Genomic DNA, 21385 nt, shown 5'->3' on the forward strand with positions numbered 1-21385 from the left:
ATGCCCACGACCTCGACGTGGTCAGGGACGGTGAACTCGAATGTTCCGGTGATGGCGGGCAGGAGCCCACGATGGGCAAGAACATGGAACTGCTCTCCCGGCGCCCTGACGGAGGAGTCACCCGAGGCGATGATCTCCTCGAGAGCCCGCGGGCTCGCCGCCTCAGACCGCACCGATTCCGCGGCGGTCGGCGCAGCGTGCGCGGGCACGGCGACGCCGATCAGCGCGACGGTGGACACCGCGGCCACCGCCGTCAGGTACCGAGCCCTGAGCCGTCTCATGTGCTTCCCCTTTTTCTCGTTCACGCACGAGATTAGGAGTGGCCCACGGCACCTAGCAGGCTCACCGTGGGGATCTGAGTGTCCGACCGCCGAGTGTGAGTGCCGGGTCGCGAGGCGGTAGTGGGGCCCGAGCCGATCGCCGGTCGCAGGCCGTTGGAGGCGAGATCGCGTGGCGAGCGATCAGCCGATCCCGGCTACTCCGCCGGCGGTTCCCCTTCACCGCACGCAGAGACGCCCAGCAGGGAGACGACCGTACGGCCGTCCAGATCGATCACCTGGACGTCGAGGAGCATACCGCTGGAGTGCTTCAATGCGATGGCGGGCACCGATACCTGGACCGTCTCGAACTCACGGAACCCGTCGCCCAGACGAGCCGGGAGCGCTTCGATGAAGGCAGAACCGTCGAACCCCTCCTCAGGGGCAACTGTCCAGCGCGTCGAGTAGGAGAAGGAGTTTTCGGCGCACTTCCAATAGGGCGAGTCGGACGGCCGAACCTCCGCAACCCCGCCGGGAACCTCATCCGCGACGCGCTGCATCATCGCGTCCGTATCAGCACGCACCTCATCGATCGTCGGCCGACCTGCCATCACGCACCCCGTCATCGTCGTTGCAGCCAACGCGAGTATCACCGAAAGCGCGACGCCCTTTGCGCGCCTCGAGGGAGCCGCTTCGAAAGCGGCGTCTGCGCCGTACGGTGGTCTCGCCGAAGTGGGGATCATCTCGCCGGAGGCTGCCCTACCCCGCAGGGAGTCAGGCCGAGCAGGTCGACCACAACCGTCACGACCCCGCCGGGAACTTCGTTCGCAATCTGTTGCAAGAGCGCCTCGGTCTCCGCCCGGGCCTCTTCGACCGTCGGGCGCCCGGCCGCTGCACATCCCGATGTGGCCATGGCTGTCAACTTCATGACGACGAGGGCCGAAAAGGCGCGGGTGGGCGCCATCACGTATCCGTTCGCCGGCCACACCCCTCACTCTGCCTCAGGATCGCCATCACCGCATGGCGCGGGGCTCGTCTGCGCATACTGTCTGCGGCGCCCGGTCCGCGGTCAGCCGTCGAACACGGAGACCCTGGCGAACGCTGCTCCATCGCCCAGGACCGCGATGAGCGCGTCGGGGCACTCCTCAAAAGCGTCCCGGTTCACGCCTCCACCGGAGGGGCCGGGGTCTGCGTTGACTGTGAACCGGGCACAGGTGTAGAGCTCATCAGGTCCGTAGCTGTCGCCGCCTCGGCGCGGCCCGGAACTGACGAACATCGACAGCGTCACCTTCTCAGCGCTGATCGAGACGTCGTACATCGCGATCCCACCATCCTCCAAACCGAGCTGAGCAGCCCCGGCGTCTGTGCCGTCCCACTGCTGAGCGCTCGAAGCGAGGCGATGGACGTAGGCATCGAGGGTGAGGTCCGAGCGATCGTGCACAGCTGACATGAAGGGGTCTTCGAAGGCAGCGACCTGCCGCCACAAGACGCCGTCGACGTTCTCCACGGTGACCTCCTGCGAGCAGCCGGCTAAGACCGCACAGGCGGCAGCGATGATGACCGCTGACATCGCGCCCCGCTGCTTCTGCATGGATGACATCATGCCCCGTGGCCCGCTGGATCCAGAGGCCTCGGACGACAGCGCGAAACAAGAAGCCTGTCCCCTGAGTTGTAGATCCACGTGCGCGCCATGGCCGAGGCGAGGGAGCGATAGAGACGACGCGCCGAGGAGGGGATCATCTCACCGGAGGCTCCCTCACCCCCCCCGGGAGTCAGGCCGAGCAGGTCGACGACGATGCCTCCGCGGGTATCCGTTCACGACCGACACCCCTTCACCCTGCTTCAGGATCGCCATCGCCGCATGGGGCGAGACCGAGAAGGTCCACGACGATGTCTCCTTCGTCCCCGAATACCTTGACGTCGAGGACAGCCCCGCTGGCGTGGTTGAAGGCCACGGCTGGGGACCTGATGTCCACCGTCTCAGCGACCACGAAATCAGACCCCAGGCGGCCGGGGAGTACGTCGACGAATGCTTCGCCGTCGAAACCCGGCTGTAGGGTGACTGCCCAGCGGTTGATGGAGTAGTACCCGCCGCCGTCGCAAGCCAGGTAAGCCGAGTCGGGAGTTCGCACTTCGACGACACCTCCGGGGATCTCGTCCGCGATTCGTTGCATCGCGGCCTCAGTATCCGCCCGCGCCTGTTCGAGCGTCGGCCTTCCTGCCATCGCACACCCCACCGTCGTCATGCCTGCCAGCGTCAGAACTGCAGTGACCGACACTGCACGGGATTGCTTCATTGGTTCGCTGCTCATTCGGTCGGTGGCTCGCCATCGCCGCATGGCGCGAGCCCGAGAAGATCGACGACAACATCGCCATCCGACCCAAGGACCACGACGTCGAGGGCCGCGCCGCTGACGTGGTTGAGGGCCACGGCCGGGGACTTGATGTCCACCACCTCGGCAACAACGAAGCCATCACCCAATCGCTCGGGCAACGCGTCGACGAACGCTTCACCGTCGAATTCGGGCCCTGGCGTGACGACCCAGTGATTGATCGAGTAATACCCGCCACCGTCACAGGCCAGGTAGGCCGAATCAGGCGTACGAACCTCGACAACACCATCGGGAACCTCGTCCGCAATCTGCTGCAACACGGCCTGAGTCTCAGCCCGCGCCTCTTCGAGCGTCGGGTGTCCTGCCATCGCACACCCCGCCATCGTCATGCCCGCCAAAGCCAGAACCACTCCCGCGGCGAATCTTCGCGCTAACCTCACCCGTCGACTACCTCCAAGAAGATGCGTCGTAGATGACGATGCGTCTGGAGGTTCACGGACGGGTCCGGTGAGATCACGTCCCCGTGTTGCCCGAAGGGACGGAAGCCTGTGAATCCGGAGTCGAGCTCGGTGAAGCCGTTCTCTTCGCTGGCGGTCACGGCGTATCCGAACGGGTCGACCTGCATCCCATCGAGCGCCCGGTTGATGTCGGTGGGGCCTTGGATGGCGTAGTAAGCGGTGCCGTCTTGCGGTTCCCACCCTTCCAGCATCCCGATGCCTGCCAGGACCACGCGTGCCTGGAAGTCAGCACCCAGCCGTTCAGCTTGACCGCCGGGGCTCGACCCGAATGAGTGCTCGACGGGAAGGAGAGGTGTCGAGTCGGTGATGACATCCAGTTCCTCCTCGAACGCCGCTTAACGGCTGCCGAGCGGCAGAGCCCACAGGTTCACCTGCGGCCCGAACACCGCCACTTCCGGCGGAGCGAGGTACGGGAAGAACCCCTGCTTGAGCACGAAGCCCGCCAACTCCACACCATCGGGGGGATACTCGACCATCCGCCGCGTCAGGCATGTCAGCCCCTCGTCGGCGGTGGAGGAGTAGAAGCTCTCCATCGTGGTGTTGGTGCCGGGCATGAAACTCATGATGACATCCGCTTTCGAAACGTCACCGAACATCTCGATGATCTGCTGCCGGTCCCGGTCGTAGTGGTAGAGCGACACATCTCCCGCCACCACGCGCTTGAGGTAGGCGATCTCGGAGTCAAGAGCGGCAAGGCGATCAACGTACTGCTGCTCGTTGAACTGGTGGATGATCTGTCTCAACAACCACGGGTCGGCCAGCCTGGAGAGAGGGCCAAGGATCGGCGGCCCCTCACCGGTGAGCAGGGTTCGCTCCCGCAGGAGGCCCTCCAGATTCACCGCGGCGACCAGCCGGTTCGCCGCTTCGCGCACAACAGCCGGGATACCACCAAGGGTTCCGATCAGCTCGGGGATGCCCCGCACCAGCAGAGTCCGGGTCCCGTCGACGAGCGCTCCCCACCAGGTGGCAACCTCCGCAGCCGGGACACTGCGGATCTGATCGAGGACCTCAGGATGCACCGCGACAAGCGCCCGAAGATCCGCCTCCGACAGCGACGCGACCAGCGTCAGCAGCCCGCCCCGTGGGATCGCCGCAGCGCCCCCGCGAGCGAACATCCCAAGCGCGCCTCGCACATCCCGGGACGACAGCGCCGAGATCAGTGCATCGTCGGCCGCAGCACGCCGCTGACACAGCGCATCTCATTCCGCCTCCACGGCGTCAAGAGCATCCCTGGTCTCGCCGAGCTCGATCTCCAACGCACGAGCGCGAGCGACGGGCTCGGGAAACGAGACGTAGTTGTTCGACGACTCCGCACGCGCAACCCGCAGCTGCCCCCGGAGTTCCTCGCGCTCATCCTCGACAACAGCGCGGCGTCGGGCGAGCGAGTCCTGCTCGTCCTTGATCGCGCGAACCACCTCCGCGTAGCCCCTCAGCGCACCGGCCGCGGCACTCATGCCCGTCGCGAGCACCAGCAGATCGGGCTCCACCGCCGCCACCTGCCGCTGGAACGCATCGTGAGCTTCACCCGACCACGACGAACCGGATGCCGCCTCCGCTGCGGAACGAACGCTCGTCTGCGACGAACGGATACTCTCCGCCCGCTCACCCCAGTCATCGGCCATGGCAGCAATCGCGGAAGGGTCGCCGGCACCAGGGTCATTCCGGTCGACCATCAGTACGCCATGACTCCGTCGAGATGAGTGAACTCGCTCGCCGACGCCTCCGGGCGCCGACCAACCGTCACCAGCGTCTCGCTCGCGACTTCCGCGCGAATGCTGTGCTCGGTCGCGACATCCTGCAGAACAGACGCGACCTCGTTCGATCCGATCACGCTCTCGCCGACATATCCAAGCTCGCCGGAGTTCCTCACAGCACGGCCCGCCGCACCGATCATGGTTGCCGACGAATGAAGCGTGTCGAAATCCACGGAAACGTCGGTCATGCCACCCCCAAAGGCATCACCAGCCTATGAGCGCGGTCGACGAAGCGAATCGACCAAACGGATGAGAATTCTTCAATAATGCCGCGCCCGTGCGATCCGAGCGTCTCGGGCGTCAGCCCGAAAGAAGAAGCCCTTGGTCGCAGCTGGTGCTGCGCCGGGGGCGATACGAGGGCGCCAGGCTGGTCAGCTGTGTGGCGCGTCGGGGCATGCGCAGGCGGTCATCTCGGTCTCGTGGATGACATCCTCCCGCCCGTCGCTGTACCTGACCCATGCACGCCGCCGGCTCCGCCAGCCGGTGGTCGCGAGGATCAGCACCCCTTCATGCTCGGGTGGGTCGAGCTCATCCTGGCCTCTGAGTCGTAGATCAACCGTGCGCCCCGTGGCTGAGGCGAGGGACCGATAGGGACGATGTCGAGGCATGTGCTCTTCCTATCGGGCACCACCGGCATCTTGCTTCGCGCTCGACAGCGCAAAGCAAGAACCCCCGCCACCCGAGGGGGACGAGGGCCCCAGCAGGGAAGCCTCAGTAGCCGCGATCGGCGGCGTCCATGAGCGCTACCAAATGACCCCACCCAGCAGGGCGCCACCAAATGACCCCACCCAGCCGGGTGCCTGCGAAGGACGCCATTCAGCGGCGCCGCACAGCACAAGCCCGTCCGAAGGCCCCGCTCAGCAGGGGCGCCACCAAATGGTTCCGCCCAGCAGGTGCCGCCAGATGACCCCGCCCAGCAGCCGCCACCAGATGACCCCACCCAGCAGCCGCCACCAAATGACCCCACCCAACAGCGGCCACCAAATGACCCCACCCGGCAAACGGCACCGAATGCGCCACCTCGTGGTGCCAGCGAACGGCCCGAGCACGCTTCGAGCACCAGGCGGTCCGCGCCGTTGACGGCTCCAACGCATCGGTCGCCGCAGTTCGTATCGCGCCGAGGACGACTGTCGCGGAACGGCACCGCCGCTTCCCCGAACTGCACGCGGTAGAAGCCGATGAGCCGGTTACCGCCGCCTTGCAGCCGCTTTCGGGAGGGCTCGAGCGGTGACCCGCTCGTGTGTACTGTTTTTTCGGTACACGCATGAGCGCTTGGCGCGTGGAGAAACGGCCGGTCAGAAGGTAGATCCCGGCCGACGGCGCGCAGCCGCCTGATCCATGTACCACTTTGTGTACCGGCGATTTTTGAGGCGATTCAGCGCTGATCGGCCGTTTTGACGAAATGTACCGTTTGTACCACCGCTAAGCGGAAACTCTCACACGTGTGCGCATGCGCGTGTGCGTATAGGAGTTCATGTGAAAGAACGGTACAAACGGTACATTTACTGATCTCTTGAAGAAAAAGCAGCTCCTGATCGGGACATACTCCCCGAGCGAGCGGCATCCGGGTGTACCGTTTCGTGTTCAAAACGGTACAGCAGCAACCCGATAACCGGGCGGACCGGCCATTTTCGTGTACCGGCGATTGCGAGCAGAACGGCACATCGGGCACAACGGGAGCCCCGCGGAGAGTCAGCCACCCCTGATCCCGCGAGCTTCCTCACCCGAGCCAGGGCGCTCAACCCACGGGATCTCGACGCTAGAGCCGCAGTACCCACATTCGAACGCACCGTCCGCTGTACGCATGACCGTGCCGCACAGGTCGCAGTTCGGCTGCTCCCCGCCCTCCAGCTCGTCGTGCGGCATCACGCCGTCAGCCTGGATCGATCGCGACCTCCGAGTCCCGACCTGGAAGGATCTTCACCATGACCAGGCCGGCACCGCCCACGCCGACGACCGACTGCCCGTCCTGCGGCGCCTGGGTCTGCAACGACTGCGGTTGGAGGCGTGTGCAAGCCAACCGCTACGCCGTCCTGCCTCAGAACTGCGGCAACTGCGGACGCCTCTCGGGCTACATGGAGCGCACCCGCCACAGCAACCGCGACCGGGCTGAGGAGCATCTGGCGGGTCACCTCGAGGTCACCGCCGCCGGCATCACGCCGATGTACCTGCTCGAGGCGCCGACACCCTGACTGCGTCGCGGTCGAGGTCGCGGGGCGAAGATTCTGCCGGGCGCCATCGGAACAGGCCAAACGGCTCGCTAGGCTCGCCGCATGAGGACCCGATGGGCCGATCGCAAAAGGGCCAACAAGGCGATTCGTGCATGGCGCTCGATTGGCCGCATCTGCGTCGTCGGCGCGCAGATCGCGATCGCCTCTGCGCTCCTGTCCGGGTGCTCGCTGCTGCTGGGGTTGGATGATGGGGAAGCCGAAGCTGACCGGCTGCAGGCCGTCGTGGAGAACCTCCCCGGCGTGGACGACGTGGACACGTTCGGGTCGGAACAGAGCATCACGTATGCGGCGACCGCTCGGAATGTGGTTCACATGGCGCCGACCGCGACCGCCGACGAGTTCGCGGCGGTCCTGTTGGCCTGGCACTCAGCGGCCAACGACCCCGACGTGAACGATGGGATCAGTCGGACGCTCGAGGTCGAGTATCGCGGCGATCGCTGTGAAGCGGTAGTGAATTACGAGACTGCGCCCGAGCAGTTGAGGGGAACGGCAGAGTTCCTGCCCGCCGCGTGCGACGCGCACGCAGCCGCATCGATCCGGACAGACGACACCTGGTATGTCCGCGAGGCGTTCATCAATGGCACTGCCAGCGACCCAGTCGATATCGCGCAACTGCGGGGCCTGCCAGGTGCCGTGACGCCGTTCGATATCTGGAAAGTTGATGGGACCGAGCATCGATTCGGGTCGTACCAGGACCCCGACGCCTAAGACGCTCAGTCCAGAGCGACAGTACGCGCTGGCACGCTCGTAGTCGCCCGTCGTCTTCGCCTACCCGACGTGGTCAGTCACGCATCCCTCTGCGCACGAGCGGCATCACGGCGTCAGCCTAGATAGGTCGGGGCCCTTGAGTCGGCGCCCGGGTCCCCGGGCCAAGGCTCAGGTCGGTACTCGCGGTAGTACCGGCGCCAGGCGTAGACGTTGCCTGCGACGACGAGAACGATCCATCCCGTCAGCACGAGCCAGCGCACCGCGTTGTCCGGGTCATCGATGGTGAGCACCAGGAGCAGCCCTGCGAGGGAGAAGCTCAGGATGCTCGCAACCATCAGCTGGTGACTACGCGCCCGGGCCTTCGGGTCTGACGGCGGCTGCGGGATCTCCATCGCTAGCCCACCGGCTCCAGCAAGCTGGGATCAGCCGGGTCGACGGTCCGGGAGTTGCTTACCTTGGGGTCGACGATGTGCTCGCGGATGGTCGAGGCCACCTCACCCGAGCTGTGCTCGAGCATCGCCAGCGTCTTGGCCTTGCGATCGCCGGTGAGCTTGTCCGGAGTCAGCCAGTCATCCCAAGCGTCGGGGGTCAGGAACGCCGGCATCCGGTCGTGCACCTCGCCGCTGGCATCGCGTGCCTCGCGGGTGATGACGACGAAGCAGCGTGACTTCTCCCCGTTCGGCAGTTCCATCGACCAGGTCAGTCCCTCATCCGAGAGCAGCCCGTCGCCGTGGAGAAAGTGCGGGGTCTTCGGCGTCTCGTCACCGGTCCACTCGAAGTACCCGCGCATGGGGACGATACACCGGGCAGCGCTGAACGCCGGCGCCCAGAACCCTGCGCGAGCTTCTCCATCCGGACGTTGATGATCGGGCCACCCCGCGCCCGGTTCGCTGGCTTCTGCCAATCCCATCGCACGAGCTCGAGAAGGCGGCCCTCACCACGGTCACGGACGATCGGGGCGTCCTGAGTCGGCGCGATCGAGTCGGCGCCACCCCACGCGCTCGCCCAGTCCTCGGGCTTCCCGCCGCCGGCGACGTACTCCCGGATCAGCTCGCCGGTCTTGGCGTCGTTCGCGAATCGGCCGCACATACGAGCGACCCTACGGCGCGACCTGGTCGGCGTCGAGGAGTCGTCAGCTTGACCGTCTACGGCTCAGCCCCATCTCACTTCACGGGGTCTGTACTTGACCCGCGATATTCGCACTTATCCGCACTATTCGAACGCGCGCGCTCGGACGTGGGGCTTCGGGGAGGTGTCGGCGCAGATTCACGCTCGTACAGCCGGCCGATCAGTCGTCGACGTCGCCGGCGACAAAGGCCGCGACAGCACGCGCTACAGCGTCGGGAGCTCGCGATCCTTCAAGCCGGAAAAAGCGGGCAGCGGGCCGGTAGCGCAGGCAGTATTCGGGCGCGCACAAGTGTGACCCACAAGGGTGATCGCCAGCGCTAGATGTCCAGGATCGACGGACGCGGATCGATCACCGACGCCACGATCGCCTCGATCGCGAACTCCGACGCTCGCCCCAGGTCGACCGCTGTCGGGTCGAGCAGCCACTGCACCTGCAGACCGTCCATGACCGCCAGGATCGCCGCCGCCCCGTACTCGATCGATCCGGGATCGGTGATTCCCCGTTCCTCGCAGATCCGCTCGAATGCCTCGCGCAGATCTCGGCGGAGTTCGGTGTAGCGGTGCTCGAAGTACGCCCGCCCCGGGTGATCATCGGTGACCGACTCCGCCGACAGCACTGCGTAGGTCTGGACAAGCCCCGCTCGTCGCATGTTCATCATCGCCGTGCGCACGAGATGGCGGAACAGAGCCATCCCGCCGGGGATGCGTCCGCCGTCCAGGTCCGCGACATCCGTCTGATCCCTGTGCTCGAGAACTTCGAGCAGCAGCTGATCCTTCGACCCGAAGTGATGAAGGATGCCGGCGTGCGTCATCCCGACCTGGTCCGCGATGTCCTGCAGGGTGCCGTTCGCGAAGCCCTTGGCCCCGAAGATCTCCTGCGCTGCGTCGAGGATCTCCCGTCGACGCACGAGCGTCGCCGGGCGCGACTTCGTCTGCTGCCGATTCTCGGCCATGGTGTGCCTTCTTCTCCCCGTTGCGGATCAGATCTTACGCAGGATCCGGGGTCCGTGTCTTTGAGGCTTGTGAACTTACTTACTTGATTGTAAGTTCTCCCTTGCGATCACACTCAGCGCCGAGTGGCACTCCTGCAAGGACCATGTCGTGGCGCCGAAACCACACCTGAAGGAGACGCAATGAGGCTGAAAACCTCCCTCGCCGCCGCCGGCCTTACCGCGGCACTGATCCTCACCGGCTGCGCCGCCGGTGGCGGTGACAACGATTCCGACGCGAGCGGCAGCGGAGCTGTGCTCACCATCGCCAAGCCCGACGGCGCGATCACGACCGAATCGCACAACCCGTACCTGGCAGACTCCTCCGCGTCGAAGTACGGCTACGGCAAAGTCATCTTCGAGTCCCTCGCCCTCGTGAACCCCACCGGCGACCTTGGCACCACCCCGTGGCTGGCCGAGACGGTCGAATGGAACGACGACTACACGCAGCTCACTGTCACGCCCCGCAGCGGAGTGAAGTGGAGCGACGGCGAAGAGTTCACCGCCGACGACATCGTCTTCACCTTCACCCAGTACCTGAGCGGAAAGCTCACCGACACCGGCGCGCTGGGCGTTACCGACGTCACGGCCGACGGCGACACCGTGACGATCACCTTCGACGAGTCGAAGTTCACCGCTCAGGGCCGCGTCCTGCACACCCCGATCGTGCCCGAGCACATCTGGAAGGACATCGCCGACCCCAACACCGACCCCCTCACCGATGAGGGCAAGGCCGTCGGCACCGGTCCCTACGTCCTCTCCAACTGGTCGACCGAGTCGGTCTCGCTGACCGCCAATCCCGACTACTGGGGCGGCGAGCTCGCCGTGCCTCAGCTCAACTACGTCTCCTACGGCGACAACGCGGCCCTCACGACCGCGCTCGCCACCGGCGACGCCGACTGGGCGCAGGCATTCATCCCGCAGATCCAGGAGAGCTACCTCGACGCCGACCCCGACAACGTCTTCCTCGTCTCGCCGACCCCGGGTGCCGGCACGCTGTTCATGAACCTGCAGCGCAAGCCCTTCAACGACCCGGCGCTGCGCGAGGCCCTGGCGTGGACGATCGACCGCGAGGCCTACGTCGACATCGCACGCGAAGGCGCGAGCGAGGTGATCTGGAACAAGACCGGCCTGAGCTCCGTGCTCGAGAGCGAGATCATCGACGAGTTCAAGGACGACAACTACTCGGTCGACGTCGACAAGGCGAAGGAAGTCCTCGAGGACGCCGGCTACACCTGGAACAGCGGCGCGCTGACCGACCCTGACGGTGAGGCCGTCGAGTTCTCGATCTCGGTCCCCGCCGGCTGGAGCGACTGGAACACCGAGCAGGCCCTCATCTCTGAGGAGCTCGATAAGGCGCTCGGCATCAAGGTCAACGTCGACCAGCCCGACTGGGGCGGCTGGGACGCCGCCCGCCAGGAAGGCGACTTCGACGCGATCATCCACTGGCTCGAGGACACCGGGAACGCGTACGGCCTGTACACGTCGACGATGGACCCGAAGTGGATCGTCGACGACAAGGCGTCATTCAACTTCGGTCGCTTCGACGACCCGCAGGTGACCGAGGCGCTGAACACCTACGCCAATGCGAGCTCCGATGAGGAGCGCGCCGGCGCCAGCGCCGTACTGCAGAAGGCGTTCGTCGAGAACATCCCGGCGATCCCGCTCGGTGCGCACCCGCTCCTCGGCGAGTTCAACACGCGCAATTACGTCGGCTGGCCCTCTGAGGACGACCAGTACGCCGCAGGTGACCCGACGCAGCCCGGCATCGTGCAGATCCTGACGAAGCTCAAGCCCGCAGAGTAACCCGACCGAGTGACGGGGCGGATGCCGCTGGCCCGGCGGCATCCGCCCCACCACCCCTGCTCACCTCCACGAAAGCGAGCACGCACCGATGCGCGATTCGTTACTGTCCGTCGACGACTTCTCCGTCGTCTACGACGTCGACCCCCCGGTCGAAGCCGTCAAGAACGTCAGCCTCGAACTGCGCCGCGGCGAGATCCTGGGGCTTGCCGGCGAGAGCGGATGCGGCAAGACGACCCTCGCCTACGGGGTGCAGCGGCTGCTCAAGGCGCCCGCCGTCATCTCCAGCGGTTCCGTCGTCTTCCGCGACGTCTCCGGCGAGGACGTCGACGTCAATTCGCTCGATCCGGAAGAGATGCGCCGCTTCCGCTGGGACAAGATCTCCATGGTCTTCCAAGGCGCGATGAACGCGCTCAACCCGGTCGCCACGATCGGCTCGCAGCTATCCGACGTCTTCGAGGTCCACCGCCCCGACATGAACCGCGCCGCGCGGCGCGACGCGGTGAACGAACTTCTCGAGATCGTCAAGGTCGGCGCCGCCCGTAGCCGTTCCTTCCCGCACGAACTCTCCGGCGGCATGCGCCAGCGCGTCATGATCGCAATGGCGCTCGCCCTCCGCCCGCAGCTGATGGTGATGGACGAGCCGACCACCGCGCTCGACGTGCTCGTCCAGCGCGAGATCCTCAAGCAGATCTCGCAGCTACGCCACGCGTTCGGCTTCTCCGTCATCTTCATCACCCACGACCTGCCGCTGCTCCTCGAGATCAGCGACCGCATCGCCATCATGCGCGAAGGCGAGATCGTCGAGATCGACACCGCCGAACGCATCTGGACCGCCCCGCAGCACGAGTACACGCGCACCCTGCTGTCCTCGTTCCCGCGACTCACCGGTGAAAGGGGGGTCGTCGTCCGATGACCACACTCGAATTCGACGGCGTCACGAAGGTGTACCACGTACGCGGCGCGGGAGAGATGAAAGCCCTCGACGACGTCTCGTTCACACTGACGTCCGCGCAGACGATCGGCCTCGTCGGCCAGTCCGGAAGCGGCAAGTCGACCATCGCCAAGATCCTCACCCAACTCGAGACCCCCACGAGCGGCGAGGTGCGCCTCGACGGCACTCCCATTCCCCGCCGCGGCAAGGGGCTGCGTAGCTACCGCCAGCAGCTGCGAATGGTCTTCCAGGACCCGTTCGCCTCACTGAACCCCTACCACTCGATCCGCCACCACATAGAGCGCCCGCTGCGCCTGGACAACGTGGTCCCGAAGCGCGAGGTCGAGGACGAGGTCCGCCGGCTCCTCGAGCGCGTGCGCCTCGACCCCGATTCGGTCATCGACCGTCGCCCGCACGAGCTCTCGGGCGGACAGCGGCAACGCGTCGCAATCGCCCGGGCACTGGCATCCCGTCCCCGCCTGCTCGTCGCCGACGAGCCCGTGTCGATGCTCGACGTCTCGATCCGCATGGGAGTGCTGAACCTGCTCGCCGACCTGCAGCGCGAAGAGGGGCTCGGGGTGCTCTACATCACCCACGACCTCGCGACCGCGCGGCACTTCAGCGACGAGATCCTCGTCCTCAACCAAGGCAGGGTCGTCGAGAGCGGCACCGCCGACGACGTCATCCTGCGCCCGCAGAACCCGTACACGCAGGAGCTCCGCGCTGCGTCCCCCGACCCCGAGAGCCACTTCGCGGCGGCTCCGGGACTGCCCGGAGGTGCCCGGTGACCGCCGTCCAGCCGCAACCGCCCGTCGAATCGACTGACGCACTCGAGGTAGGCACGACCGCCACCGCGACAGTCAGAGGACGCACCCGCATCCCGTGGCGCTTCCTCGGCAGTCGCGCCCTCTTCTACCTGTTCACGCTGTGGGCGGCGATCACGATCAACTTCTTCCTGCCCCGGTTCATGAAGGGCGACGCGGTCGACCAGTACCTCGCCCGCAACCGCAACGTCACCCCCGAGGCAGCGGACGCCCTGCGCGCCCTGCTGGGCATCGACACCGACAAGTCGCTGTGGCAGCAGTACCTCGACTACTGGGGCCTCCTGTTACGCGGCGACCTCGGCGTCTCGCTGCTGCACGGCCTTCGTCCCGTGACCGAGGTCATCAGCCAGTCGCTGCCGTGGACGGTCGGTCTCGTCGGGTTCGCCACGATCGTCTCGTTCCTCATCGGCACGATCGGCGGCGCCATCATCGGCTGGCGTCGCGGCAGCCGTTCCGAGGTCCTGATCCCGGTCACGACCTTCCTCAGCACGATCCCCTACTTCTGGCTCGGTCTGCTCGCCATCGCGCTCTTCTCCGTGAACCTCAAGTGGTTCCCGATCGGCAAGGCGTACGGAGTCGGGGTCTCGCCCGAGTTCACCCCCGAGTTCATCGGACAGGTGATCCACCACGGCACCCTCCCGGCGGTGACGATCATCATCGCCTCGCTCGGCGGCTGGATGCTCGGCATGCGCAACATGATGCTGACGGTGCTCGACGAGGACTACATCACGGTCGCACAGGCCAAGGGGATGCCGAACTCACGGGTCCTCTGGCGTTACGCCGCGCGCAACGCGGTGCTTCCCCAGATCCAGAGCTTCGCACTGTCGATCGGCTTCATCGTCGGCGGCACGATCGTCATGGAGATGGTCTTCAGCTACCCCGGCGTCGGCAAGCTGCTCCTGGACGCCACCAATGCGAAGGACTACGCGCTCATGCAGGGCGTCTTCCTCGTGATCACGCTGTCGGTGCTCGTCGCGAACATCCTCGCCGACATCGCGTACGCGTTCCTCGACCCCCGCACCCGCCAGACGGAGGCCTGACCATGACTGCAACCGCCACTATCCGCATGGCCCGCACGCAGGAGCCGATCCCGAACACCTTCTGGTCGCGTCTCGGTTCGGCGTTCGCGATGTTCCGCAACGCGAAGTCGATCACAGGCCTCGCGATCCTCGGCTTCTTCGTCCTCATCGCGATCTTCGCCGACGTCCTCGCGCCGTTCTCGCCGACGCAGGTCGACAACACGGCGCGCTTCCAGCCGCCGTCGGCCGAGCACTGGCTCGGCACGACCCATATCGGCGAGGACGTCCTCAGCCAGGTCATCCACGGCACCCGCGGCGTGATCGTCGTCGGCTTCCTCGCCGCCATCATCGCGACGATCATCGCGATCGTCGTCGGCGTCGTCTCGGGCTACGTCCGAGGCTGGCAGAGCGAAGGCCTGTCGGCGCTGACCAACGTCTTCCTCGTCATCCCCGGTCTGCCTCTCATCATCATTGTCGCGTCGATGTTCGAGCAGCCGCCGCTCGTGCTCATCGCGGCCGTGCTCGGCATCACCGGATGGGCGTGGGGCGCACGCGTCCTGCGCGCGCAGACGATGTCGCTGCGCAACCGTGACTTCATTCAGGCCGCCCGCGCCAACGGCGAGCCGCTGCACCGCATCATCGCCGTGGAGATGCTGCCGAACCTCATGGCTCTCATCGCCGCGAGCTTCGTCGGCACCGTGACCGCCGCCATCCTCGGGCTGACGACGCTCTCGTACATCGGCGTCATCCCCGTGAACACCTACAACTGGGGCACCATCCTCAACTGGGCGAGCGCCCAGGGCGCGTTCCGGCAGAACCAGTGGTGGTGGTACCTGCCTCCCGGCCTGTGCATCGCCGCGATCGGCGTCGCACTCTCGCTCATCAACTTCGGCATCGACGAGTACGTGAACCCGCGTCTGCGTTCGGCCGGCGAGCGCGCCCGCGCGATGAAGAAGAAGGGGCTGAACGTCAACGACGCCGTCACGGTCGTCCGCGCCCCCGCCTCTGCCGCACCGCACGGCACGACCTCGAAGGACAGCACCGCATGACCGTCGTCGACCTGCCCGCTGCCCCCTACCGCGACCCCGCGCTGACCGTCGAGGAGAGGGTCGCTGACCTGCTGGGACGCATGACGCTCCCCGAGAAGGTCGGGCAGATGATGCAGTTCGACGCCCGCGAGGACCTCGAGCACATCGTGCACGAGCGCCACGCCGGCTCGATTCTGCACACGTCCCCCGCGAAGGTGCTCCGTGCCGCCGAGCTCACGGCGCAGACGCGGCTGCGCATCCCGCTGCTGGTAGCCGAGGACTGCATCCACGGACACTCCTTCTGGGAGGGCGCGACAATCTTCCCGACCCAGCTCGGCATGGCCTCGACATGGGATCCGAAGCTCGTCGAGCTGGTTGCGAAGGCGACCGCCGCCGAGGCTGCGGCCACCGGCATCCACTGGACCTTCTCCCCTGTCCTCTGCATCGCGCGCGATCTGCGCTGGGGCCGCGTGAACGAGACCTTCGGCGAGGACCCCTTCCTCATCGGCGAGCTCGCTTCAGCCATGGTCCGCGGTTATCAGGGCGACGGCCTCGCCGACCCCGACGCGATCCTCGCGACGGCCAAGCACTTCGCCGGATACTCCGAGACGCAGGGCGGGCGCGACGCCAGCGAGGCCGACATCTCGCGCCGCAAGCTGCGCTCCTGGTTTCTGCCGCCGTTCGAACGCGTCGCTCGGGAGGGATGCCGCACCTTCATGCTCGGCTATCAGACCACCGACGGCGTGCCGATCACGGTGAACGACTGGCTGCTCAGCGACGTCCTCCGCGGCGAGTGGGGCTACACGGGCACCCTCATCACCGACTGGGACAACGTCGGACGCATGGTGTGGGAGCAGAAGGTGCAGCCAGACCACACCCACGCGGCGGCGGCCGCCGTGAGAGCCGGGAACGACATGATCATGACGACGCCCGGGTTCTTCTCTGGGGCGCTCGATGCCGTCGATCGAGGGATGCTGACCGAGGCCGACATCGATCAGGCCGTCGGCCGCATCTTGTCGCTGAAGTTCCGCTTCGGCCTGTTCGAGAACCCCCGCCTGCCCGATCGGGAGCGCATCGCCTCGGTGATCGCCCGCGGCTCCCACAACGACCTCAATCTCCAGGTCACGCGGCGCTCGCTCGTGCTGCTGCGCAACGACGGCACGCTGCCCCTCGCGCCCAGCGCGCGGCGCATCGCCGTCGTGGGTCCCCTCGCGGACGACGCGCAGACCCAGCTGGGCGACTGGGCGGGCTCCTCCGGACAGGTCGACTGGATGCCGCAGGGGCACCCGCGGGCGCAGATAACGACAGTCCTCGATGGGCTGCGCGAGCGTTCAGGGGCGACGGTCGAATACGCCCAGGGTGCGGAAATCCTCCGCCTCACCGACGATCCGGCCGGGACGTTCCCCGACGGCCAGCCGCGTCCCGCCATCATCGTCCCGAGCGACCCGGACGAGACGCGGATCGCGGAGGCGGTCGCCCTCGCGGAGCGCTCGGACGTCGTCGTCGCCGTCGTCGGTGACCGGATCGAGCTGGTCGGCGAGGGCCGCTCGACCGCGACGCTCGACCTCATCGGCGGCCAGCGAGCCCTGCTCGACGCCCTCGCGGCGACGGGCCGGCCGCTCGTCGTCGTGCTCATGGCGTCGAAGCCTCTCGTCCTGCCGGAGTCGGTGCGCGAGGCATCCGTGGTCTGGGTCGCGAATCCGGGCATGCAGGGCGGCCGCGCGATCGCGGAGCTGCTGCTCGGCGAGATCGAGCCCGCCGGGCGGCTGCCGATCTCGTTCGCGCGTCACGCCGGTCAGCAGCCGACGTACTACAACCAGATCCGCGGTCAGCACGGCGACCGCTACGCCGACCTCACGCAGGAGCCGGCCTTCGCGTTCGGCGACGGCTTGTCGTACACAACCGTCGAGTACGACGAGCCCGAGATCCTCACACCCGCCGTCTCGGCCGGCGACACCATCCGTGCGCGGATCACGCTGCGGAACACCGGTGCGCGCCCTGCGCACGAGATCGTCCAGGTCTACGTTCGCGACACGGTGACGTCCGTCAGCTGGGCCGACAAGGAACTCAAGACGTGCCGGCACGTCGACCTGGCCGCCGACACCAGCACCACGATCGAGATCGACCTGCCGGCATCCGAGTGCACGATCGTGGATGCCGCCGGCACCCGCATCGTGGAACCCGGAGAGTTCGAGCTGCTCATCGGACCGTCGTCCCGCACCGAGACGCTACGGTCGGTCTCGTTCGAGATCCGCTGAACCCATCGAGCGGTCGCCGTCGGGATGCGCTCTCTGCTGGTGAGGCGATCGGGGACCCCATGCGGACGACCGGTGAGACTGCGTCGACGAGCCGGCCAGAAATGATCGTTTTGGCGGGGAGCGCAGTCGAGGGCTGACTTCACCAGCTCGAGTGTGCCCGCGAATGCGGCCAGCGACAGCCTCGGTTCGCCCCAAACCAGACCCCCAGGACACTGGCGGATGCCACGACTTCACCTCCAGATGTGCACCGGAACTGCACCACACCGGCCGATACATGCAGAAAACCCCCGGGATAACCGGGGGTTTTCGATGGCGGTGACGGTGGGATTTGAACCCACGGTAGGGGGTTACCCTACACAACTTTTCGAGAGTTGCACCTTCGGCCGCTCGGACACGTCACCGCCGACCAGCTTACGACATCCGAGGCGATGCTGCGAACCGCGGCGTCCCGCGTCAGGCGTAGCGTGTGTTCGTGACGCGATCATCGGCCCCGCAGACAGCTCTCATCGTCGCGATCGCGTCGCTCGCGTCATCCGTCGCCTTCCTCGACAGCACGATCGTGAACGTCGCGCTCCCGGCGATCGAGCGCGAGCTCGGCGGCGGCCTCGCAACGCAGCAATGGGCGGTCGACGCGTACCTGCTGACGCTGTCGTCGCTCATCCTCCTCGCCGGCTCCGTCAGCGACGCCTACGGGCGACTCCTCGTCCTCCGAATCGGGCTGATCGGCTTCGGCATCGCCTCGGTGGCGGTAGGACTCGCGCAGGATCCGGTCTTCCTCATCGCCGCGCGCGCCGTCCAGGGCGCGGCGGGCGCGTTCCTCGTACCGAGCTCACTCGCCCTCATCACGTCGCTCCTCCAGGGCCACGAGCGCTCCCGCGCAATCGGCCTGTGGACGGCCTTCACGACGGGAGCCTCGCTCGTCGGCCCGCTGCTCGGCGGCCTCTTCGTCGACCTGCTTTCCTGGCGCTACGCGTTCCTCATCAACGTCCTGCCGGTGGCCGTCACGCTGTGGCTCGTCGCGCGACTCCCCGTCCACGACGAGCGCCGGGCCGACGCCGGCATCGACTGGTTCGGCGCGGCCCTGTGCACGGCGGGCCTCGGCGGCATGGTCTTCGCGCTGATCGAGCAGCCGAACCTCGGGTGGACCTCCCCCGCGATCTGGATGCCGTTGGCCGGCGGGGCCGTCATGTTCGCGGCGTTCCTGCTGCGGCAGCGCACGTCGCGGCATCCGATCCTCCCGCTCGCGCTCTTCCGAGTGCGAAACTACTGGACCGGAAACCTCGCGACCCTGTTCGTCTACGCCGCCCTCTCGCTGAACGGCTTCGTCGTCGGCGTCTACCTGCAGGAGGGCGCCGGCCTCAGTGCGACGCTTGCGGGCCTGGCGAGCCTGCCGACCACGGTGCTGCTGATCGCGCTGAGCCCGCGGGCCGGCTCGCTCGCGGAACGCCTCGGCGGGCGCCTGTTCATGACCGTCGGCCCCCTCGTCATGGCCGGCGGCGCATTGATGCTGCTGCTCGTCGGCGAGCGCTTCGACTACTGGTGGCAGGTGCTCCCCGGCCTCGTCGTGTTCGGACTCGGGCTCGGCGCGACGGTCTCGCCGCTGACCTCGACGATCCTCGGCGCGATCGACTCCGAGCGCTCGGGCATCGCCTCGGCGGTCAACAACGCCGTCGCGCGGGTCGCAGGCCTCGTGGTCATCGCCTTCCTCGCACCCATCGTGGGCGGCGCGCTCGACCTGGCCGGCTTCCACCGGGCGGCGATCGTCACGGCCGCACTCATGGCCGCGGGCGGGCTCATCGCCTTCGCCGGCATCCGGAACAGCGCACCCTCAGCCACCGCCCCGGCAGCGGCGGGCTAGCGCACGCCCGGCGAGCGCTCCGCCGCGAGCGGGCCGAGCACCGACAGCATCCGCAGCTTCTCCGCCGCGTCCGACCCGGGCTCGGGCGTGAGGGTGAGGAGCGCCTGCGAACGGTCCTCCGTGAAGAGCACCTGGCAGTCGACCTCGATCTCGCCCACGGCCGGATGCACCACGACCTTGTGATCCGCGAACCGCTCGGCGACCTCCTCGAGATCCCACAGCCGCGCGAACTCGGCGCTGCGCTCGCGCAGGTCGTCGACGAGACGCGCCGCCCGCGATCCTGCGCCAGCGCGGCCCGCCACGACCCGGAGGTTCGCCACGATGGCCCGGCTCTGCCGGTCGTGATCGGATGCCGGGTACACCGCCCGCTCGCTGACAGGATGCACGAACCAGCACCAGGCGCCGCTGCGTTCGGGACCGGTGCGTCGTTCGCGCGCACCGAAGAGAGCCCGCGCGAGGTCGTTCTGCGCGAGAGTCTCGTCGAGCTCGGAGATCACGAGCGCCGGGATGTCGTCGAGCCGATCGAGCACCCGCTGCAGCGCGGGAGCGACGTGGTCGGCGGCACCGGAGCGCTCCGGCGGCGTATGCCCCGCGAGGCGATGCAAGTGGTCTCGCTCGGAGCGCGAAAGCCGCAGCGCGCGCGTGAGCGACGCGAGCATCTGCAGGCTCGGCTGCGGGCCCCTCTCCTGCTCGAGACGCGTGTAGTAGTCGGCGCTCATGAGAGCGAGTTGCGCGACCTCTTCGCGCCGGAGGCCCGGAACCCGGCGGCGCTCCCCGGAGGGCAGTCCGACATCCTCCGGGCGCAGCCGCTCGCGACGGGCACGGAGGAATCGAGCGAGTGCGGCGCGGTCCACGCAACCATTGTGACGGCGGCGACCTGCTCGAGCCAGGGACCGCCGCTCCCCCGTTCGGGCGTGCCTGGACGCATGGGGATGCCGCGACGAGAGTCGTCGCATGGACATCACCGGACGCACCATCTTCATCCCTGGCGCGACGAGCGGCATCGGCCGTGCTCTCGCCCTCTCCCTCGCCGCACGCGGCAACACGGTCATCGTCGGTGGCCGCCGGCGCGAGCTCATCGACGAGCTGTCCGGCGCGCACCCCGGCATCGACGGCGTCGAAATAGACACGTCGGATGCCGCATCCATCGAACGCGCCGCCGCCGAGGTTCTGGAACGCCATCCCGACCTCGACGTGCTCGTGACGATGGCGGGCATCATGAACGCCGAGGACTGGACCTCTCCCGCGGGCTTCGTCGACAGCGCGGCACGCACCGTCACGACGAACCTGCTGGGGCCCGTCCGGCTGATCGGCGCATTCATCGAGCACCTGCTGAGCCGCCCCGCCGCGACGATCATGACGGTCTCGTCGGGGCTGGCCTTCGCCCCGCTCGCCGCGACGCCCAGCTACAACGCCACGAAGGCCGCGATCCACATGCTGAGCGAATCGCTGCGCCTGCAGTACGCCGGCTCCCCCGTCGAGATCGTGGAGCTCGTGCCGCCGGCTGTGCAGACCGACCTCATGCCCGGTCACGCCGACAACCCGCAGGCGCAGCCGCTCGACGAGTTCGTCGACGAGGTGATGACGATCCTCGAGCGGGATGCCGATGTGCGCGAAGTGCTCGTCGAGCGCGTGAAGTTCCTACGCCATGGTGAAGCCCGCGGCGACTACGCCGATGTCGTGCGCACACTCAACTCCAGCGACCCGCACGCAGGTCGGAGAGGGGCCCGGTAGCGACTCTCA

Annotated in this window: 21 protein-coding genes, 1 tRNA gene and 1 pseudogene; 10 read left to right on the forward strand and 13 right to left on the reverse strand. The window is 67.3% G+C overall.

Annotated features, from left to right (window positions below; genetic code table 11):
- Window positions 1-475: 475 nt before the first annotated feature.
- The 8 genes from CI089_RS05445 to CI089_RS05485 form a co-directional block, all read right to left on the reverse strand.
- On the reverse strand, window positions 476-1000 hold the full coding sequence (locus CI089_RS05445) for a hypothetical protein (RefSeq protein ID WP_143738904.1): 525 nt from the start codon (window positions 998-1000) through the stop codon (window positions 476-478).
- A 326-nt stretch (window positions 1001-1326) separates the two neighbouring features.
- The gene (locus tag CI089_RS05455) at window positions 1327-1848 is read right to left on the reverse strand and encodes a hypothetical protein (protein ID WP_143738906.1); all 522 of its coding nucleotides are present in this window, start codon (window positions 1846-1848) and stop codon (window positions 1327-1329) included.
- 241 nt (window positions 1849-2089) lie between these two features.
- Window positions 2090-2554: a hypothetical protein gene (locus CI089_RS05460; RefSeq protein ID WP_143738907.1), complete on the reverse strand. Its 465-nt coding sequence runs from the start codon at window positions 2552-2554 to the stop codon at window positions 2090-2092.
- A gap of 11 nt (window positions 2555-2565) precedes the next feature.
- Entirely contained in the window at window positions 2566-2910 is a 345-nt protein-coding gene (locus CI089_RS05465) for a hypothetical protein (RefSeq protein ID WP_143738909.1), read from the reverse strand.
- A gap of 116 nt (window positions 2911-3026) precedes the next feature.
- On the reverse strand, window positions 3027-3320 hold the full coding sequence (locus CI089_RS05470) for a hypothetical protein (RefSeq protein WP_094260592.1): 294 nt from the start codon (window positions 3318-3320) through the stop codon (window positions 3027-3029).
- Window positions 3321-3443: 123 nt separating this feature from the next.
- Window positions 3444-4223, reverse strand: a complete 780-nt coding sequence (locus CI089_RS05475; protein ID WP_143738911.1) for a hypothetical protein — start codon at window positions 4221-4223, stop codon at window positions 3444-3446.
- 84 nt (window positions 4224-4307) lie between these two features.
- Complete coding sequence (locus CI089_RS05480) at window positions 4308-4781, reverse strand: WXG100 family type VII secretion target (protein ID WP_094260594.1); 474 nt, start codon at window positions 4779-4781, stop codon at window positions 4308-4310.
- The gene (locus CI089_RS05485; protein ID WP_094260595.1) at window positions 4781-5050 is read right to left on the reverse strand and encodes a hypothetical protein; all 270 of its coding nucleotides are present in this window, start codon (window positions 5048-5050) and stop codon (window positions 4781-4783) included. The genes CI089_RS05480 and CI089_RS05485 overlap by 1 nt, the downstream gene beginning before the upstream one ends.
- A gap of 1737 nt (window positions 5051-6787) precedes the next feature.
- Here CI089_RS05485 and CI089_RS05490 point away from each other — a divergent pair.
- Together CI089_RS05490 and CI089_RS05495 are read left to right on the forward strand one after the other, a co-directional pair.
- Window positions 6788-7054 carry a hypothetical protein gene (locus tag CI089_RS05490; RefSeq protein ID WP_143738912.1) on the forward strand — a complete coding sequence of 89 codons (267 nt, stop codon included), beginning with the start codon at window positions 6788-6790 and terminating at the stop codon, window positions 7052-7054.
- A gap of 81 nt (window positions 7055-7135) precedes the next feature.
- Window positions 7136-7801, forward strand: a complete 666-nt coding sequence (locus tag CI089_RS05495) for a hypothetical protein (protein WP_094260597.1) — start codon at window positions 7136-7138, stop codon at window positions 7799-7801.
- Between the two features lie 113 nt (window positions 7802-7914).
- On the opposite strand, the gene CI089_RS05500 is transcribed toward CI089_RS05495, so the two are convergent.
- The 3 genes and pseudogenes from CI089_RS05500 to CI089_RS05510 all read right to left on the reverse strand — a co-directional run bounded on the left by CI089_RS05500 (window position 7915) and on the right by CI089_RS05510 (window position 9882).
- Entirely contained in the window at window positions 7915-8136 is a 222-nt protein-coding gene (locus CI089_RS05500; protein WP_143738913.1) for a hypothetical protein, read from the reverse strand.
- Between the two features lie 59 nt (window positions 8137-8195).
- Window positions 8196-8890 (reverse strand): annotated as a pseudogene (locus CI089_RS05505) (SOS response-associated peptidase).
- 356 nt (window positions 8891-9246) lie between these two features.
- Window positions 9247-9882, reverse strand: coding sequence for a TetR/AcrR family transcriptional regulator (locus tag CI089_RS05510; RefSeq protein ID WP_094260600.1), 636 nt, complete (start codon window positions 9880-9882; stop codon window positions 9247-9249).
- A 180-nt stretch (window positions 9883-10062) separates the two neighbouring features.
- Between CI089_RS05510 and CI089_RS05515 the strand changes: the two genes are divergently transcribed.
- The 6 genes from CI089_RS05515 to CI089_RS05540 all read left to right on the forward strand — a co-directional run bounded on the left by CI089_RS05515 (window position 10063) and on the right by CI089_RS05540 (window position 17784).
- Window positions 10063-11724 carry an ABC transporter substrate-binding protein gene (locus tag CI089_RS05515; protein WP_094260601.1) on the forward strand — a complete coding sequence of 554 codons (1662 nt, stop codon included), beginning with the start codon at window positions 10063-10065 and terminating at the stop codon, window positions 11722-11724.
- Between the two features lie 88 nt (window positions 11725-11812).
- The gene (locus CI089_RS05520) at window positions 11813-12637 is read left to right on the forward strand and encodes an ABC transporter ATP-binding protein (RefSeq protein ID WP_094260602.1); all 825 of its coding nucleotides are present in this window, start codon (window positions 11813-11815) and stop codon (window positions 12635-12637) included.
- Window positions 12634-13443, forward strand: coding sequence for an ABC transporter ATP-binding protein (locus CI089_RS05525; protein ID WP_094260603.1), 810 nt, complete (start codon window positions 12634-12636; stop codon window positions 13441-13443). Before CI089_RS05520 ends, CI089_RS05525 begins: the two co-directional genes overlap by 4 nt.
- Entirely contained in the window at window positions 13440-14519 is a 1080-nt protein-coding gene (locus tag CI089_RS05530; protein WP_094260604.1) for an ABC transporter permease, read from the forward strand. The genes CI089_RS05525 and CI089_RS05530 overlap by 4 nt, the downstream gene beginning before the upstream one ends.
- A gap of 2 nt (window positions 14520-14521) precedes the next feature.
- A complete protein-coding gene (locus CI089_RS05535; protein ID WP_094260605.1) occupies window positions 14522-15547 on the forward strand; it encodes an ABC transporter permease in 1026 nt (341 codons plus the stop codon).
- On the forward strand, window positions 15544-17784 hold the full coding sequence (locus CI089_RS05540; RefSeq protein WP_094260606.1) for a glycoside hydrolase family 3 N-terminal domain-containing protein: 2241 nt from the start codon (window positions 15544-15546) through the stop codon (window positions 17782-17784). The genes CI089_RS05535 and CI089_RS05540 overlap by 4 nt, the downstream gene beginning before the upstream one ends.
- 310 nt (window positions 17785-18094) lie before the next feature.
- Here the strand turns inward: CI089_RS05540 and CI089_RS05545 are convergent.
- Window positions 18095-18185 (reverse strand) — tRNA-Ser (locus CI089_RS05545).
- Between the two features lie 71 nt (window positions 18186-18256).
- Between CI089_RS05545 and CI089_RS05550 the strand changes: the two genes are divergently transcribed.
- Window positions 18257-19642: an MFS transporter gene (locus CI089_RS05550; RefSeq protein ID WP_094261254.1), complete on the forward strand. Its 1386-nt coding sequence runs from the start codon at window positions 18257-18259 to the stop codon at window positions 19640-19642.
- Here the strand turns inward: CI089_RS05550 and CI089_RS05555 are convergent.
- Entirely contained in the window at window positions 19639-20496 is an 858-nt protein-coding gene (locus CI089_RS05555; protein WP_094260607.1) for a helix-turn-helix transcriptional regulator, read from the reverse strand. The genes CI089_RS05550 and CI089_RS05555 overlap by 4 nt on opposite strands.
- Before the next feature lie 100 nt (window positions 20497-20596).
- Between CI089_RS05555 and CI089_RS05560 the strand changes: the two genes are divergently transcribed.
- Window positions 20597-21376: an SDR family oxidoreductase gene (locus CI089_RS05560; RefSeq protein WP_094260608.1), complete on the forward strand. Its 780-nt coding sequence runs from the start codon at window positions 20597-20599 to the stop codon at window positions 21374-21376.
- Window positions 21377-21385 lie beyond the last annotated feature (9 nt).

The sequence above is a fragment of the Microbacterium sp. Yaish 1 genome (assembly GCF_002245215.1).
Lineage (GTDB): Bacteria > Actinomycetota > Actinomycetes > Actinomycetales > Microbacteriaceae > Microbacterium.